Below are 16375 nucleotides of genomic sequence, written 5' to 3' on the forward strand. Positions count from 1 at the left end.
CGATGGATCCGGGCGGCGGTCCCGCTGGTCCCGCGGGCGCATGATGGGAGCCGGATCATGGGCTATGTGGTGTCCGCACTTAGGGAAAATCCGGAGCTCGCGATCTTCCTGACGATCGCGGTCGGTTTCCTGATCGGACAGATCAAGTTCGGCAGCTTCAGCCTCGGCATCGTCGTGGGTTCGCTTTTGGCCGGCGTGTTGATCGGCCAGCTCGGAATCCAGGTGCCGCCTCTGGTCAAAACCCTGTTCTTCGACCTGTTCCTGTTCACCACCGGCTACAAGGTCGGGCCGCAATTCTTTCGTGGGCTGAAAGCTGATGCCATGCCCCAGCTCATGCTCACCGTTCTGATATGCGTGACCTGCCTGCTGACGGCTTTCGGCTTCTCCAAGCTGCTCGGCTATGATGTCGGGACAGCAGCCGGACTGCTCGCCGGCGCCTTTTCGGAATCGACCGTAATCGGGACGGCCGGCGACGCGATCAACCGCCTCGCCCTTCCGGAAGCAGAGCGGGCGGCGTTGATCAACAATATCCCTGTTGCCTATGCGGTGACCTATCTCGTCGGCACCGCGATTCTTGTCTGGTACATCCCGACCATCGGCCCAAAGCTGATGCGCGTGGATCTGCTGGCCGAGGCAGCGCGGATGCGCGCCCAATCCGGCGCAGCAGGCGGGTCCGGGGAAGGTCTTCTCTCCGCCGCGCGGCCCTTCGACGTGCGCGCCTACCGCGTCACCAACACCAAACTCTTCAATCGGAGCATCGCCGAGCTTGAGGCGATGCCGGAAGACGTTCGGGCCTTCATCGTGCGGGTTCGGCGCGGTGAGACCCTTCTCGATCCCACCCCTGATCTGGTGATCCTTGAGGGGGACGTCGCTGCGGTCATTGCCCGCCACGAGGCTCATGCGCTCCGGGGCGACGTGATCGGGCCCGAGGTCAGCGACAAGGCCTTGCTGGATTTGCCCGTTGAATCCCTGGACGTCGTCGTCACGAGCCGAACGATCGTGGGAAAGAAGCTCTCGGAGCTCAGCGGGCTCGATCTGGCGCACGGCGTGTTCCTGGCGAAGCTGTTCCGGGCAGGGCTGGAGATTCCGGTTGCGGCGGATACCCGGGTGGATCGCGGGGACGTCATGCGGCTCATCGGCACCGTCGCCGATGTCGAGCGCGCGGTGCAGGCCATCGGCTATCCCGACCGCCCGACCGCTGCGACCGACATGATCTTCGTCGGCACCGGCATCTTCCTCGGCGGCCTCGTGGGGCTGCTCTCCGTCGTGGTCTGGGGTGTCCCGCTGACGCTCACCGCCAGTGGCGGGGCTCTGGTCATGGGGCTGGTGTTCGGCTGGCTGCGCAGCGTCTATCCCTTCTTCGGCCGCATCCCAGAAGCCGCGGTCTGGATCTTCGATACGCTCGGACTGTGCATTTTCATTGCCATCGTCGGCCTGAGCGCCGGGCCCAGCTTCGTGACCGGCCTTCAGGCCACGGGTGTCACCCTTATCGGCGTCGGGCTGGCATCGGCGCTGATACCGCACACGCTCGGCATTCTTGTTGGCCGCTACGTCCTGAAGATGAACCCTCTCATCGTTCTCGGCGCTTGCGCCGGGGCCGGCACCATAACGGCCGCCCTTCGCGCGGTGCAGGACAAAGCGCAGAGCAGCTATCCAGCACTTGGCTATACCGTTCCCTATGCGGTCGGCAACATCCTTCTGACGGCCTGGGGACCGGTACTCGTCGCGATGATGACGATCTGATGCGTTTCTGCGGAACGGAGGGAGGAAATGGTGACGGCAAGGCTTGGCACGTCCTCCCGCTTCAGCGGCGGTTCGGCCGCGAAGATAATGCATGTACCGGAGCATATGGCTTCGATTGCAGCGCTTCCGAGCGACGCAGTTCAGCGTTGCCCCAGCGATATCGCTTTGGACGGAATAGACGGTGTTTTCTTCATCATGTCCGCCCATCCCGGCAGCGACCTGAAGGTGGAGACGTACAATCAGGCATTTCAAGATTTCGTTCGGGCGGATCCTGATCCTCGCTCGGTCGACAGGACGTGCGCCCCGCTCCAAGCTGATGTGCTGAAGAAATTGGCCGCGAAGATCAGGAAATGCGCGGAAAGGGGACGCGCGATCCGCTTCGATCTGCCGGTCGGGGGACGAGACGGCCGCCGATGGGAATTCGTGCTCACGCCCGTCTGCCAGTCAGGGACGTTCCATCGGCAGGTGGTCGGTCACGGTCGCGATGTCACCCTGCATCGCCAGGCCTTGTCCGATCTTGCTGTACTGACCGAGAGAATCCTGCATGCACAGGAAGAAGAGCGTCGGCGGATCGCGCGGGAACTGCATGACTCCACCTTGCAGCACCTCGTCGCGTTGGGGATCGCCCTTTCACGGCTCGAGATCACGATGGGCAAGGATCAAAGCACCGCAGATACCCGGCGGGATACCAAGTTGCTGATCGCGGACATGCGGGCCGCTCTCGCAAGCACGCATGCCGAAATCCGCACCTTGAGCCTCATGCTCCATCCGCCCCTGCCGGAACATAATAATGTCGGCGATGCCCTCCGCCAGTTCGCGGCGAGCTTCTCCCGGCGCACGGGCATTGCCGTTCATCTCGACATTGCGCCCGCCGTATTCTGTCGGTCAAAAGACATCGCCGCAGCGATCATGCGGATCGCTCAAGAGGCGCTGATGAATGTCTATCGTCATTCCGGCGCAGAAAACGTCGTGGTTTCCTTTGCCTCAGGCGGGGATACGGCGATCCTGACCATAGAAGATGACGGCAGGGGCCTATGCCCGGGCGCTGCTCCAGGCGTCGGAGGCGACATCGGCACCTTGGGCGTTGGAATACCCGGCATGCGCGCGCGCGTCGCTCAGCTCAGAGGAGAGCTCCTGATACGAAACGGCCGGCGTGGCGTGGTGGTCAGAGCCGCCATCCCCCAGGCCATTGCCCGCCGCGCCGCCGGAGCAAGACGACGACAGCGCGTTCCATGACCGGGAAATGCCACGGCGAATAGGCTGGATGCCCGCTCGATCACCGGACGAGCCCGGTTGCTTTTCCCCGCACATAAACAGCAAGGCCTTCATCAGGACTGGATCAGCTTGTTTCGAAGGGCGTATCTGACGAGCTCGGCAGTCGAATGGACCTTCAGCTTCCGCATGGAGGTCGATCGATGCGTCTCCACGGTCTTCACGCTGATCTGGAGCGCGGCGGCGATCTGCTTGTTGCTCTGACCTTCGGAGATCAGTTGCACAATCTCCCGCTCGCGCGAGGAGAGGCTGTCGGAATGACGCCTGAGATGCCCGTCCTGGAGGAGCACATCAAGCATCGCCTCGGATACCTGGCTGGAGAAGTAGGTGCGGCGCCGTGACAGCGCATCGACGGCCGCAATCACGTCATCATTCCCCTCCGACTTCAGCAAATAGCCGCGGGCACCGGCTTGGAGAACTTCATGGATGATGGTTGGACTGTCATGCATGGTGAATATCAGGATCTGCGCACCCGGCACGGATTTCCGGATCTGGCTCGTCGCATCGACGCCGTTGAGCAGCGGAAGGGAGATGTCGAGGATCACGACGTCGGGTGCGTGAAGGATGGCCAGTTCCACCGCTTCCCTTCCATTGCTCGCCTCCGCACAAACGCTGAAGTCGCAGCGGGTTTCCAGGAGCGCCCGAAGGCCTCGGCGCACGATCGTATGGTCATCGGCGAGAAGGATTCGAACCACCATCCGACTTGCCTCCGAAGCCGAACTCCCGTTCGAGAGATATGAGAGTGTATCGTTAGCTGCGAAAATGTCCATCATCGGGAGGCATTCGCGCCACCCGATGTGAAGTAATTTTCAATAAATATCCGTAATCTAGTTGATGTTTCTAGGGGAAATACACCAATTATGACCCCACTCAGGGAATCACCCGACCCGCTCTTCGGGAAATTCTGAACAAACGGCGAGGCTCGTCCTCTCGTGTAATCCGATTGGCCCGAGGGGTCAGGTCAGCAGCATGACCATCACCATTCCCCAGATGGTCAGCAAAGTGTTCCCGATCGCATAGGTGACCGTGTAGCCGAGCCCCGGGATCTGGCTCTTGGCGCGGTCGTTGATCATGCCCAATGCCGCTGTCGTCGTGCGCGCACCCGAGCAGCATCCGAACAGGAGAGCGGGGTGAAACCGGAAGACGTACTTCCCGACATACATGGCGAGGATCAGCGGCACGGTGGTCGCGAAGATGCCCCACAGGAACAGGCTGAAGCCGAGCTGCTGGAGACCTGCCACAAAGCCTGGGCCGGAGGAGATGCCGACCACGGCGATGAATACGTTGAGGCCGACGGAATTCATGAACCATACGGTGGGCGAAGGTATCCTGCCGAAGGTCGGATGCACGGACCGTAGCCATCCGAAGAACAGCCCCGAGATCAGCGCGCCCCCTGACGTGGACAGCGTGAGGGGAACGCTTCCCACCCTGAACACCAGCGCCCCGGCCAGGGCACCGATGGCAATGGCCGCACCGATGAAGGCCACATCTGCTACGTCCACCTGCCGATCCGGGCGTCCGAGGGCGTTGGTGGTGGCCGTGGTGTCCTGGGTGCGCCCGACAAGCGTGAGGATATCGCCGCGATAGACCTGCGTGCTCGGCAGGATCGGGATGTCCGTCGCAGTCGCCCCGCGCGTGATCTTGCGCAGGAAGACGCCTCGGGCTTCTGGCCAGGTCGCCAGTTCGGCGAGGGTTTTTCCGTCTGCCTTCTTGCTGGTCACGAAGACGTCGACGCCCTCGACGGGCACGGCCAGGAGCTCCCGGTCGTTGACCTCCCGCGCCCGTGGGCCGATCAACTGCACCAGCACCTCGCGCGGGCCTGCAATCGCCAGGATGTCCCCGGCCTCGATCACGGTGTCGGCCGTCGCGTCCATGACCCTGTCGCCACGACGGATGCGCTCGATGAAGACGCGGTGGTCCGGAATGAGCGATTCCGCCTCCTGCGCGGTCCTGCCGACCACGACCCCGTCCTCGCGCACTTCGAACGCCCTGAGCTCGAACCGATGCCAGGCTGTGCCTGCGGTGTCGCCCGCCTTCTTGCCGCCGTGCTCGGCCTCATAGCGCTTGCACTCGGCTTCGAGATCGATGCCGAGCAGGGCCGGGCCAATAAGGGCAAGGATGATCGCCGAGCCGATGGTGCCGAAGATATAGGTCACGGCATAGGCCACCGGCATGGCATCCAGCAATTGCTTTGTCTGGTCGGCGGGCAGCTCCAGGCGGTTGATGGCGTCGGTCGCAAGGCCCATGGACGCCGAGATCGTCTGCGACCCCGCGTAAAGGCCTGCCGCAGAGCCGACGTCGTATCCGGCGATCTTGGCAGCGAGGAAGGGCGCAGCGAGGCAGAATACGCAGACCACCGCGGCGAACACCGCCTGTGGCACCCCGTCCTTCGCGATGCCTCGCACGAATTGCGGCCCCACCCCGTAGCCGATGGCAAACAGGAACATGAGGAAGAATGTCGCCTTCAGCGGAGGCGAGATCGTGATTCCCAACTGCCCGATGAACACAGCCGCGATGAGGGTGGCCGTCACCGCCCCAAGCCCGAGGCCCTTATAGGTGAAGGAGCCCACATAGTACCCGATGGCCAGCGACAGGAAGATCGCTATCTCGGGATAGCTCCGCAGCGTTTGGACGAACCAGTCGACCATGACGTCACCCATTCATCTGGCGTGGCAGTGCAGGCTCATGGACAGCGTGGATAGGCTTCTGGCATCGATCCGCCTGACCCTTCCGCCAGTCTCGGCGGGCGCGCTGCGGTTCAGGATTTCGGCGGCTTCTCCGGGTGCGCGAACCGGTAGGCCTCCACATAGGTGGCAGCGACGGCGCGCACGCTGCGGCCGATATCGTCATAGACGTCGTCCGGCAGGTTTGCGAACGACACCCGCACGGACCAGTTCGGCGCCTCGAACCCGCCGCCGTTCAAAAGAACCAGCGCGTGGTCATGTGCGAGACGGTAAGTGATGTCGAGCGGGTGGTAGTTTTTCTTGACGAAGTCTGCGACATCCTCGCCGAGATACTTCTTGATCCAGAATTCGAGGTCGATGATCCCGTAATAGGCGGCGAACAGCGGATTGCTTCCGGCCTTTGAATCGACGCCCAGCCCCTCGACGGTTGCTGTAAAGCGGCGGTGGCAAATCGCCATGGTGGACTGGCGATAGCTGTCGTCGTCATCGAGCATCTGGAAGAGCGAGAACAGGGTCATCTGAACCTGCTGGGGCAGCGACAAGCCCGCCGTATGGTTGAGGCACACGTCGCGGCTGTCGGCCACCATGCGGTCGATGAACTTCAGCTTCTCCGGCTCCAAGGTGAGCGAGCCGTAGCGCTTGTTAAGCTGCTTGGTGACCTGCTTCGGATGATCGCGGATCATCTCGTCGATGATGTTGTCTTCGTGGAGGGCGATGACGCCGAGCCGCCATCCCGTGCAGCCGAAATATTTGGAGTAGGAATAGACCCCGATGGTGTTGCGGGGCAGGTCGGCCATGAGGGACCGAAAATTTGGCACGAACGTTCCATAGACATCATCGGTAAGGATCAGCAGGTCCTTCCGCTTGGTCTTCACCAGCTTGGCCAGCTTGTCGATCACGTCCTGCGAGATCGCGGCGGAGGAGGGGTTGCCGGGATTGACGATGAAGAAGGCCTTCACCTTCGGATCTTCCAGTTTCGCCAGTTCCGCGTCGGAATATTGGAAGACGTTCTCCTGCGTCGCCCGCACGTGCACCACTTTGAATTCGTAGTCGTTGAGTTCCGCAATTTCGATATAGGGCGTGAAAATGGGGACGCCGAGCGCGATGGTGTCGCCCTTCTTCAGGATATGGTTCTGCATCAAGGACTTGAATGTGTAGCACATGGCGGCGGTACCGCCTTCGACCGCGAACAGGTCGAACTTCCCCGCAGGCGGGCGGTTATCGCACATGGCCCACATCAGGTATTCATGGACGACCTTCTCGGCATGAACCAGCATCCGATCCGGGACCGGATAATTGTCGCCGATGATGGAATCCACGAGTTCATGGACGAAGGCGTCGGCCTGGAAGTCGAACTTCTTCACGGCGAATGGGACCATGGCCTGAAGCATCTCGGCGCCGGGCGCGTCGTGGTGCACCTTCAGGAACTGCTCCAGCCGCCCGGCGATGCCCGGCATCTGCGGCATCCCGCCGATATCTGGCATATCCATCACGCGCTTGCACTCTTCCACCGCGAACTGCCCCAGCAGGAAGAACGCTTCGCGCGGCGTGGTCGCGACCCAGTTGGGGTTGCCCCGGCCCGCATTCAGGAAGGCGAGAGCGGACTTCTTCGCGCTCTCCTTCGCAAGCTGCGCCAGCTTGTCCTTGATCTCGAACGGGCTGAGCTTCTCGTAGGGTTCGAAGGCACTGCGCGGGTAGCCAACGACAGGTGAAGAAGCGCCGTTCATGATCGACTCCATCGTCAGTTCGCTGACGGGGAGAACTATCGCGCTGCGGAGTGGCCAAGGGACATCGGGCGATGACCCGACCAGGAGGGAGAAAACCCCTGGAGGAGGCTAAGGGTTTTCCCTAGCGGGTCTGTGTTTGCCATGGGTAGAGCGGGGCGCGCGACGAGGCGTGATCACGCTTCACTTCCCCGTGTCGCCCTCAGGCCCACATGCCTGCCGCGTTCCTGATCAGGTGATCGTTGACGGCCTTCACGCCGGGCACGGTCTCCACGGCAACGAGGATGGCCCGCCGCTCGACGTCCCTGTTGGAGATGCCCCACACATCGGCGACCCCATTCGTGACGGTCACGTTGAGGCGCCAGGCGTGGGCCCAGGGCTGGCCTTCCAGACGCCTCATGATCTGCTCGCGCAGAAGCTCGTCCGAGGGGGGAACGTTCAGTGAAATATCGACGCCGGCGATGGCTTGGACGATGTTCGAGCGGCTGACGATGCCGATGACATGCCCGTTCTCCACCACGGGCACCTGCTTGATGCCGTTCCTTTCCAGAACCGCGGCGACGTCGCGCAGAGGCATGTCGGGCGGGACGGTTATCACATGCCGGGTCATGATATCCGCCACGTTCCGGCTGTGATCCTTGATGTATTCCGCGGCCAGCGCCGCGTCGCTGATGAAGGCCTGCAGCCACCGGGAATGCTGCCGCTCCGTTCCAGCCTCGGCGCGGCGCAGGAGATCCCCCTCGCTGAGGATGCCGACAAGCTTTCCGTCCTCATCGAGGATGGGTACGGCGCTGATCCTGTTCGTCACCAGGAGGCCGACGACGTCGCCGATGGGAGCTGACACCTTCGCCGCGATGACCGGTGTCGTCATGATGTTACGGGCTTGCATGGTGTTTCCTCCCTTTCGCAGGCCGGAGGAAGTATTGCCGGATGCCCTCCGAGGCTGCTGATGCAGATCAAGAGACCCTGCGATGTACGTTTTTCGTCGGTCCACACGGACAGATGCCGCATCGAGCTGAGGGGGAGCGCTTCACAATTCCCAGGGCTCACGAGACTATCGTGGGAATACCCGCCGCCGTGCGGACGGTTTGCGCCAAGCTCTCCGCAGCGCGTCGACGACACCCTTGCGCAGAAGGTTACCAGCATCCTCTAGAACTGGAAATGATCATCCGGCGGCGCTGCAGGAAACGGGTTGAGCATTGCCGTAGTCCAGGCATCAACGCGCCCATGGCACGCCTCCGAAATTATCGGAGATCAATGAAGCGGGCTCTTCTGTGACGGCCCGTTGATTGAAAGGGCGACCGGGCAGAACGACGGGATACCGAGCTGCAACAGCCCTATCATGTTTCCCCGATGATCTTCCCGATATCACTAACGTCATAGCCCCCGATATTCCTGAACTTGTTTCGGAATTTTTCGGAGCTCAGGATCCTCAACATCGTTCCGATCTTAAGGGTATCGATACGCTCAGCGCGCCGGAGCCAGCTTCCCACAAGCTTCCTGACCGAAGGACAGTCCGCGGCCCGTTAGGCGCCGCGATTTTATGTATTTCGAGCCCGATAAACGTCTTATCGCACCCGAGAAATTGCCATGAGATATTTCGGTTTGATCCGTTCTTTTGGGCGTGCCGGCCTCGTCCTTTCCGCCCTCGTTGCCGGACCCGTGTTGGCTAATGACGCCCAAACCAAAGTTGCGGAGCTGAAGACGTTCCGGGATTGGATGGTCGGTTGCGACAATATCCGGAGCTGCACCGCCATTGGCCTTCCCCCCGGGAGAGAGGCTTCCGGGTACGTGGTCGTCGAACGCGATGGGGCGGGCGGGGCGAGCACCCAGGTGTCCCTTGTGGTGCGAACCGAGGATGCCATCAAGTCTCCCATCGAGCTGTCGATCCTTATCGACGGAGAGCCGGTGCTCGGCATGCCCCAAGCCTCCTATCCGGCAGGAGTGGACAAGAACGACATCAATACCGCGAGATTGGAACTTCCCGCCGAGGACGCTGCGAACCTGGTGCGCCAGATTCAGGACCGGAAGGAACTCAATCTCAAGGTGACGGGCCCTGGCCGGGCGCCCGCCGAAAGCACCATCTCCCTCACAGGCGCTCCCGCTGCCTTTCTCTACATGGACGTCGACCAGTTTCGCGCCGGCACGGTCACTGCGCTCGCAGGGAGCGGCTGGGCGGCCGCAAGCACTGTTCCTCATGTGCCGCATGTCCCTGTCCTGAAACCTGTTCTCATGCGGGACGTGAAAGACCTGCCGGCGACGTTGCCGGCGGGGGTCGCGCCGAACCTTGATGATTGCACCGATCATCCACCGAAGCCGGACCTGATCCGGCTTTCCCCTCAGCTTGAGCTGTGGGGCATGTGCTACGTCAGCGCCGCCTACAATCTGCTGCGTCGTTATTGGATCGTGGACCGGGGACAGGTGAAGGAAGCATCCTTTATCGTTCCGGGCCGCAAGCCCCGGGCGGATGGTCCCGCGGTGCTCGTGAATGCGGAGCTCGCACAGAGTGGGCGCGTGCTGGAATCCTTCGCATTGGGTCGCGGATTGGGAGATTGCGGCACCCACACGATGTGGGTGTGGACCGGCACTGAATTTCAGCTGGCCTTTCTCGCGGAGATGACCGACTGCAGGGGAGTGCCCGTAGCCGATTGGCCGGTCATGCACACCAGCCAATGGAAATGATCGGAACGGCGGCGGAGCTATCGCCGGGATCTCTAGGGATCATGTCGATCCCACATCGCGCCGGCGGCTCCGTGCTCGGGCTTCCCCCGAGGTGCCGCGCACGCCGTATTTCGGCTCGCGAGAGCCCGATGATGATGACGAGTTTGACGTCACGCGCTTGATCCAGGTCATCGCGTTTCAATGCGCCCATGCGGCATTGGTGAAGTTATTTCTTGATGCATTCTTTCGGGGGAAAATATGCATAGGGCCACTCGATCCGCCATCGGCAGCGTGCTGGTGGTCTGCGCTCTTGCAGCGACCACCGATGGCCGGGCGGATATTCCCGCTGGATTAAATCGGTTTCAGCGGAGCGAATACATAGTCGCCCAGGACAAGACCTTTGTTGAGGTCCAGACGCTGGAAAACCGCGTCGGTGGCGCGGGCGATATGGCGCCGCTCAGCAAGGCGTCGTTTACGTTCGATCCCAGCGATGAAACGCTGATCGTGCTGGAAGCATGGGTTCTTCATCCTGACGGCACCAAAGTCGAGGTGCCGGCGAACCACATTTTCACCCGGCCGAGCGCAGCCGCACAAGCATCGCCCGGCTTCGTCGGCACGCAGACGACCACGATCGAGTTTCCCGCACTCCAGAACGGCAGCATCGTCCACACCAAGTTCAAGCACACGGCCATCGAGCCGGACGTGTTTGGATTCAATGTCGCCTTTCGCCTGGGCCTTGCCAGCAAAAGCCGGGTGGAAATTCAGATCCAGTCCCCGGTGAGCCTGCCACTTCATTTCGGTGAGCGAGGCGGGTTTACCACGACGGACACGAGCGCGGCCGGAACACGCACCATCGAAGCCGCCATCGAGGTCGGCCGAGCGGCACACGCCGAGCCGCAGATGGTCTCGCCCGACGATGTCGGGCCGGCGTTCATCGCCACCACGCTCGCTGGCCCCGAGGAGATCGGAGCGATCTATGCGGCGCGGAGCGCGGGTAAGGCGACGGCAACGCCGGAGATCGTCACGCTCGCGCGCTCCATCGTCGGCGAGGCTCAGGGCAAGGAGGCGGCCCGCGCCGTCTATGACTGGGTCGCCGAGCATATCCGCTACGTCGCCGTCTTCCTCGACCCCAGCGACGGCTTCGTGCCCCACGATGCCGCCACGGTGCTGCGCAATGGTTACGGAGACTGCAAGGATCACGTCGTGCTCATGCAGGCGTTGCTTGGCGCCGTGGGAATCCGCGCAGAGCCCGCTTTGGTCCACTGGAGCAACAGCATGGTGCCACTGCCGCTCTGGTCGGCGGCATCCACGAACCACGCCATCGTCTACCTGCCGGATTTCGACCTCTATGCAAATCCGACGAGCCCCTTCGCGGGCTTCGGGGTGCTGGACAGCATGCTGGCCGACAAGCCGGTGATCATCGCCTCCGCGAAGGGCGAGCTTCGGCGCACGCCGGCACTCACCGCCGCATCGAACACCTACCGCTCCACCTCGACGATCGACGTGCAGGCCGATGGCACCGTCAGGGGCACGGTAGAGATTCTCATCTCTCCAGGTCTCGACCCGTTGGTGCGACAGGTGCTCGAGAGCGGTCCCGCTTCCGAGGTCGCTCGCGCGAACCTGATGCCCACCCAGGAAGGCGGCTTCGGTGACTGGAAGAGCACCAACCCACGTGAGCTTTCGCGGCCCCTTCGGATCGACGGCAAATGGACGAGCCCGCACGGTGTCGCGATCTCGTCGCCGTCGACCTACATGACCGTGCCGCTGGGCATAGACCTGAGGCCGAATGGCGCTTTGCGCATGTACCTCACCGAAGCCGGAACCCGGAAATTTCCGTTCATCGTCGGTCCGCGGGACTACCAATCCACGTACCATCTCGCCTTGCCGAATGGCGCCGTCATCGAGCGCCTGCCACCGGCACTGGACATCCGGAATTCGGCGGGTCACGTGAGCGCGTACTACGAGGCGACCGCGAACGGCTTCACGGCGATGCGCCGGGTCGTGCTGGATGGCAACGTCTACGCTCCCGAGCAATATCCGGACCTCGAGCAACTGATCTACGGCTTCGTCGCCGATCAGCGCGCCACCATTGTCTTTCGGCCGGCCCCTTAGGTTCTTGCCGCTCCGCTCTTGACCCGGCGGAGCGCGAACGTGGGGGCCTGATTTAAGCGTTGTCGACCGTTTCAACACTCTCAATTGCGGCAGGAACGGGGGTTTCCATGACTGTACTTGCGAATTCGTCTTATCTCGACCAAGTCGGCTGGCAGCAGACCGCACAGACCACGGTGAAGGGGGCCTTCGGGATCGACCCGGCAAACGTGGTGCTCGCAAACGGTTCGGGCCACTTCGTGACCGTCGCCCTGACTCTGCCCAGAGCGCACGATCCCGCGGATTTCCTTGAGGCAAATTGGGCCGAGCGGCAGGCCATCCTGGCGGCGCATGGAAACAATGTCGGTGCCTGGTACGGCACGGATCCCGGTGTCTACCAGACGGCCGTGGACACTCTGTCGGGCATGGGCATCGGCGTGCTGGGCGATGCGGCTGGAACCAATGGCTACATCTCCTCCGCTGAATCGCGCACCATCTGGGTGTCGCTCGATGTGGCGCAGTTCCAGGCGCTGTTCAGCTCGCCCGTCTATCTGAGCATGCAACCCGACAAACCCCTCCTGTTCTACGAAGGCAACCTCTCCCTCCCGGCCGGCATTCCCACCACCGGCCTCATGCTCTACAGCTTAGCCGCTTCCCCCGTCGAACCGCTCTTCACCGAGACGGCACCCATCCCATCCGGCGGCCAGAGCATCGGCAACAACGGCACGCCCGAGCCGAATTTCCCGCAAGACATTGCCGCGCTCTACAACTTCCCTCTCACCGGGAATGCGGCCGTCGACGGCGTCCTCGGGCTCATCCAGCCAGGGGTCGGAACGGCACTGTCCAGTGGCGCGACGCAGACGTTCGCGCAGCTTCTGGATGCCTATCTGGCCAGCGCCGGGGTGACGGGGCATCCCTCGCTCTACACCGTCGATAAAGGCGGCCAGTCATCGGCTGCCGGAGAGGCGGAGCGGTCGCTGGATATCGGCGTGACCGCGGCGGTCAATCCGTTCGCGACCTACGGCTTTTATGCCGGTTCGGGGCAGAACGGCCTAGTCTATGCCGCTTATCAGGCAGCCATCTGGGATCTCGTCCACAATCCCTCCGTGCTGTCGTCGTCCTTCGTCCAGAATATGCTGCCAGCACCGGATTCGCCCTTCTACAGGGCGGTCCAGGAGCTGTTCCTGGACGCGGCGCTGCGCAACCAATCGCTGTTCATCGCCGCCGGCGACGGCGGGTCGAGCGCGCAAGTCGCCAACGGGCTGCCCAACCTGACACTCTCCAACATGAACCCCTACTCGGTTCTTGTTGGCGGCACCTCCCTCACCACGGCCGGAGCGGCCGTGTCCGACGACACGCTCACCCACTTGCTGGCGGCGGTTCACGCCAAGGATCTCGGGACCATCTGGTCGCTGGTGGAGGGGGGGCTCACCACCTCCCCGTCGAGCCTCACTGCCGACAGGCTTCTCGTGGAGACGGTGTGGAACGACTATGCCCTGGACAAGAACGGATATCTCTATCCGGGATACACGGAGAACTATGCGGGCGCGGGCGGGGTCGACACCCGCGAAGGCGTTCCATCCTATCAGGCTGATTACGGCCTCACGCCCACGGCCGCCGGCCCGAACGCAGGCATCGGACGCGGCGTTCCGGACGTCTCGGCCCTCTCAGGCGGGAACATGCAATACACGGTGCCCGGCAATGACATGAGCGGTACCGCGCAGTTTATCGGAACCAGCGCGGCGGCGCCGCTCTGGGCCTCCCTGGCACTCCAGATCAACACCATCTTCGCGGACCAGGGCCTGCCGCAGCTCGGCTATATGAATGATCTTCTTTATATCGCCTCGGCCATCGCGCCTGCCTCCTTCAACGATGTGACCTCCGGCAACAGTACGTCCTCATTCATCCTTGGCGGCAGCACGCCGACCCGCATCGCAAACACTTTGACGTTCGAAAACATCTCCGCCACGGGCATCGGTTACGAGGCGGGGCCGGGCTATGACCTGGCCACCGGCCTCGGCTCGCCCAACGGCCTTCTTCTCGCCCGGGCCCTGACGGCCATCGCCCATTCGCAGATGTACTTCTCCGATACGTCGGCCATGCTCGAGGAAACCGGGTCTGGCTGGCTCAGCGGCGCCAGCCAGACCCTTCTTTTCCAGCCGGTCTCAGGGAATGCTGCGAGCTGGGGCGTCTCGCTGGGCACGCAGTTCATCTCCCTCTCCGGCGTGGGCACGGATGCCTATGGCTGGACCAGCCGGTTCGCGCAGCAGAGCCTCCAGGCCGACTTCTCGCCAGACCTCGTCACCATGTTCGACGGCCAGGGACTCGGCCAGGTGACGCAAGCACAGACGAGCGCGGGCGCGCACCTTTCCATCACCCAGAACGGCGCTGCGACCGTTCTGCCCCGCGCCACCATGACAAGCGACTTCGGCTTCGCCGATTTTGCCGGCGCCGACGGGTCGGTGCACGTGGCGCGGCCGGTGGCCGTCGCCGAGACGGCAGGCGGGGCCGATGACCAGGACGTGGTGGTGCGCCTGCGCCAGAACGGGATCAACGACCTGTCCGTCATGTTCTACAAGGTGGACGACTTCAACGGCACGATCGGCGGGCTCGCACCCGGCCAAGGAGGATATGACGCGGCGACCAATGCCAGCGCCTATCACCTCAAGACCGGCGGCACCTGGATGGATGGCGGCGGCTACGGCATCTACGGGCAGTCGGAACTGGTCAATGTCGATGCCGGCGATCTCATCGCCATGAAGATCTCCAACGGCACGGACACCTTCTATGCCTTCACCCAGGCCAATGAGCAGGTGGGCGGGCAATCCGTCGGGCACATCTGGAATTACGGCCTCAACACCTGGGGCTGGGAGGACCTGTACGGTGGCGGAGACCAGGACTTCAACGACCTGGTGGTCCAGCTGGACTTCACCTCCGCTTCCGGCAGCGGCTATCTGATCTGACCATTGAGCTGTGCTTGACCTTCAAGCGGGGCGAGCAGCCTCGCCTACGGGCCTCCCGAGGAGGGAATTTCAATGAGATATTTTCGATTGATCCGTTCTTTCCCGCGAGCCGCGTTCGTACTGGCCGCTCTCGCCGGGCCGGCGTCAGCCGATGATGCCCCCACGAAGGTGCCGGAACTCAAGAAGTTCAGGGATTGGGTGGTCGGCTGTGACAACATCCGGCGCTGTACCGCCATCGGTTTCGCCCCACGCCAGTTCGAGGGGTACATCGTGGTCAAGCGCGACGCGGCAGCGGAGGCGGAAGTCCAGGTTTCGCTCGTAGCGAGAGGAGACGCCAAGATCGAGGGCCCCGCCGTCATGTCGATCCAGGTTGACGGCGACAAGGTCCCCGGCATGTCGAAGGCGGCCTGGCCAGTCCTCCTGGATGACACCGATACCGAAAAGAAAACCGGAAGGATCGAAATCAAGGACCGGGATGCCGCCATTCTGCTGCGCCTGCTGCACGACGCAAAGGTGCTCGGTCTCACGGTGACGGGCAAAGGCCAGGATCCTTTCGACAGCCTCATCTCCCTTGGAGGCGCCGCCGCCGCCCTGCTTTACATCGACGACTCCCAACAGCGCGTCGGTACGGTCACGGCAATTGTGAACCCTGGTACGGCGCCTGCCAGCGCCATCCCCGCCGCACCGCCCATGCCCCAATTGAAATCCGTCGTCATGCGGGAGGTGAAAGATCCGCCCTCTGCGCTGCCGAAGGGGGTCATGAAACCGCCTGCCGATAATTGCGAGGACCCTCCGTCACCGGACGTGATCCGGCTCTCTCCCCAACTTGAGCTGTGGGGCGTGTGCGAGTTCAAGAATTCTCACAACTACTCGGCGCGCTACTGGATCGTGGGCGAAGGAACAGCGAAGGAAGCATCGTTGGTCGTTCCGGGCCGCCAGAATGAGGGAGGTGGCCCCTCGGTGCTTATCAACCTGGATCTTACGAGGGACGGCCGTTTGCTTGAATCATTTGTCAAGGGACGTGGCTTGAGCGATTGCGGCTCAGATGCGGCATGGGCGTGGACCGGCACCGAATTCGAGCTCGCCTATTTTGCGGAGATGAGCGAGTGCATGGGTGTGTCCGCGGATGATTGGCCGGTCCTTTACACCACCCGATGGAAATAAACGAAACGGGGTGGAGCTTTCGGTGGGGCGGGGGATAAAGCGCATCCCAGCCTGACCGCGAAGCCCTCCCTCATCC

Annotated in this window: 10 protein-coding genes; 6 read left to right on the forward strand and 4 right to left on the reverse strand. The window is 62.7% G+C overall.

The window, feature by feature from the left end; genetic code table 11:
• The first annotated feature begins 57 nt into the window (after positions 1 to 57).
• Complete coding sequence (gene aspT / locus ABLE91_RS04210; RefSeq protein ID WP_348928710.1) at positions 58 to 1743, forward strand: aspartate-alanine antiporter; 1686 nt, start codon at positions 58 to 60, stop codon at positions 1741 to 1743.
• 27 nt (positions 1744 to 1770) lie between these two features.
• A complete protein-coding gene (locus ABLE91_RS04215; RefSeq protein ID WP_348928712.1) occupies positions 1771 to 2979 on the forward strand; it encodes a sensor histidine kinase in 1209 nt (402 codons plus the stop codon).
• A gap of 92 nt (positions 2980 to 3071) precedes the next feature.
• Here ABLE91_RS04215 and ABLE91_RS04220 read toward each other — a convergent pair whose 3' ends face one another.
• From ABLE91_RS04220 to ABLE91_RS04235, 4 genes are all read right to left on the reverse strand, one after another.
• Positions 3072 to 3713 carry a response regulator gene (locus tag ABLE91_RS04220; RefSeq protein WP_348928714.1) on the reverse strand — a complete coding sequence of 214 codons (642 nt, stop codon included), beginning with the start codon at positions 3711 to 3713 and terminating at the stop codon, positions 3072 to 3074.
• Between the two features lie 258 nt (positions 3714 to 3971).
• Positions 3972 to 5663: an aspartate-alanine antiporter gene (aspT, locus tag ABLE91_RS04225; protein WP_348929594.1), complete on the reverse strand. Its 1692-nt coding sequence runs from the start codon at positions 5661 to 5663 to the stop codon at positions 3972 to 3974.
• A 110-nt stretch (positions 5664 to 5773) separates the two neighbouring features.
• Positions 5774 to 7426: a bifunctional aspartate transaminase/aspartate 4-decarboxylase gene (locus ABLE91_RS04230; RefSeq protein ID WP_348928716.1), complete on the reverse strand. Its 1653-nt coding sequence runs from the start codon at positions 7424 to 7426 to the stop codon at positions 5774 to 5776.
• Between the two features lie 199 nt (positions 7427 to 7625).
• On the reverse strand, positions 7626 to 8312 hold the full coding sequence (locus ABLE91_RS04235; protein ID WP_348928717.1) for a CBS domain-containing protein: 687 nt from the start codon (positions 8310 to 8312) through the stop codon (positions 7626 to 7628).
• Between the two features lie 701 nt (positions 8313 to 9013).
• On the opposite strand from ABLE91_RS04235, the gene ABLE91_RS04240 reads away from it, so the two are divergent.
• From ABLE91_RS04240 to ABLE91_RS04255, 4 genes are all read left to right on the forward strand, one after another.
• The gene (locus ABLE91_RS04240; protein WP_348928719.1) at positions 9014 to 10105 is read left to right on the forward strand and encodes a DUF1176 domain-containing protein; all 1092 of its coding nucleotides are present in this window, start codon (positions 9014 to 9016) and stop codon (positions 10103 to 10105) included.
• Positions 10106 to 10375: 270 nt separating this feature from the next.
• Positions 10376 to 12196 carry a DUF3857 domain-containing transglutaminase family protein gene (locus tag ABLE91_RS04245; protein ID WP_348928721.1) on the forward strand — a complete coding sequence of 607 codons (1821 nt, stop codon included), beginning with the start codon at positions 10376 to 10378 and terminating at the stop codon, positions 12194 to 12196.
• Positions 12197 to 12303: 107 nt separating this feature from the next.
• Positions 12304 to 15135 carry a DUF4114 domain-containing protein gene (locus ABLE91_RS04250; protein WP_348928722.1) on the forward strand — a complete coding sequence of 944 codons (2832 nt, stop codon included), beginning with the start codon at positions 12304 to 12306 and terminating at the stop codon, positions 15133 to 15135.
• A 72-nt stretch (positions 15136 to 15207) separates the two neighbouring features.
• Positions 15208 to 16299 carry a DUF1176 domain-containing protein gene (locus ABLE91_RS04255; RefSeq protein WP_348928724.1) on the forward strand — a complete coding sequence of 364 codons (1092 nt, stop codon included), beginning with the start codon at positions 15208 to 15210 and terminating at the stop codon, positions 16297 to 16299.
• The last annotated feature ends 76 nt before the right edge of the window (positions 16300 to 16375 follow it).

It is taken from the genome of Aquabacter albus (genome assembly GCF_040049275.1).
Classification (GTDB): domain Bacteria; phylum Pseudomonadota; class Alphaproteobacteria; order Rhizobiales; family Xanthobacteraceae; genus Aquabacter.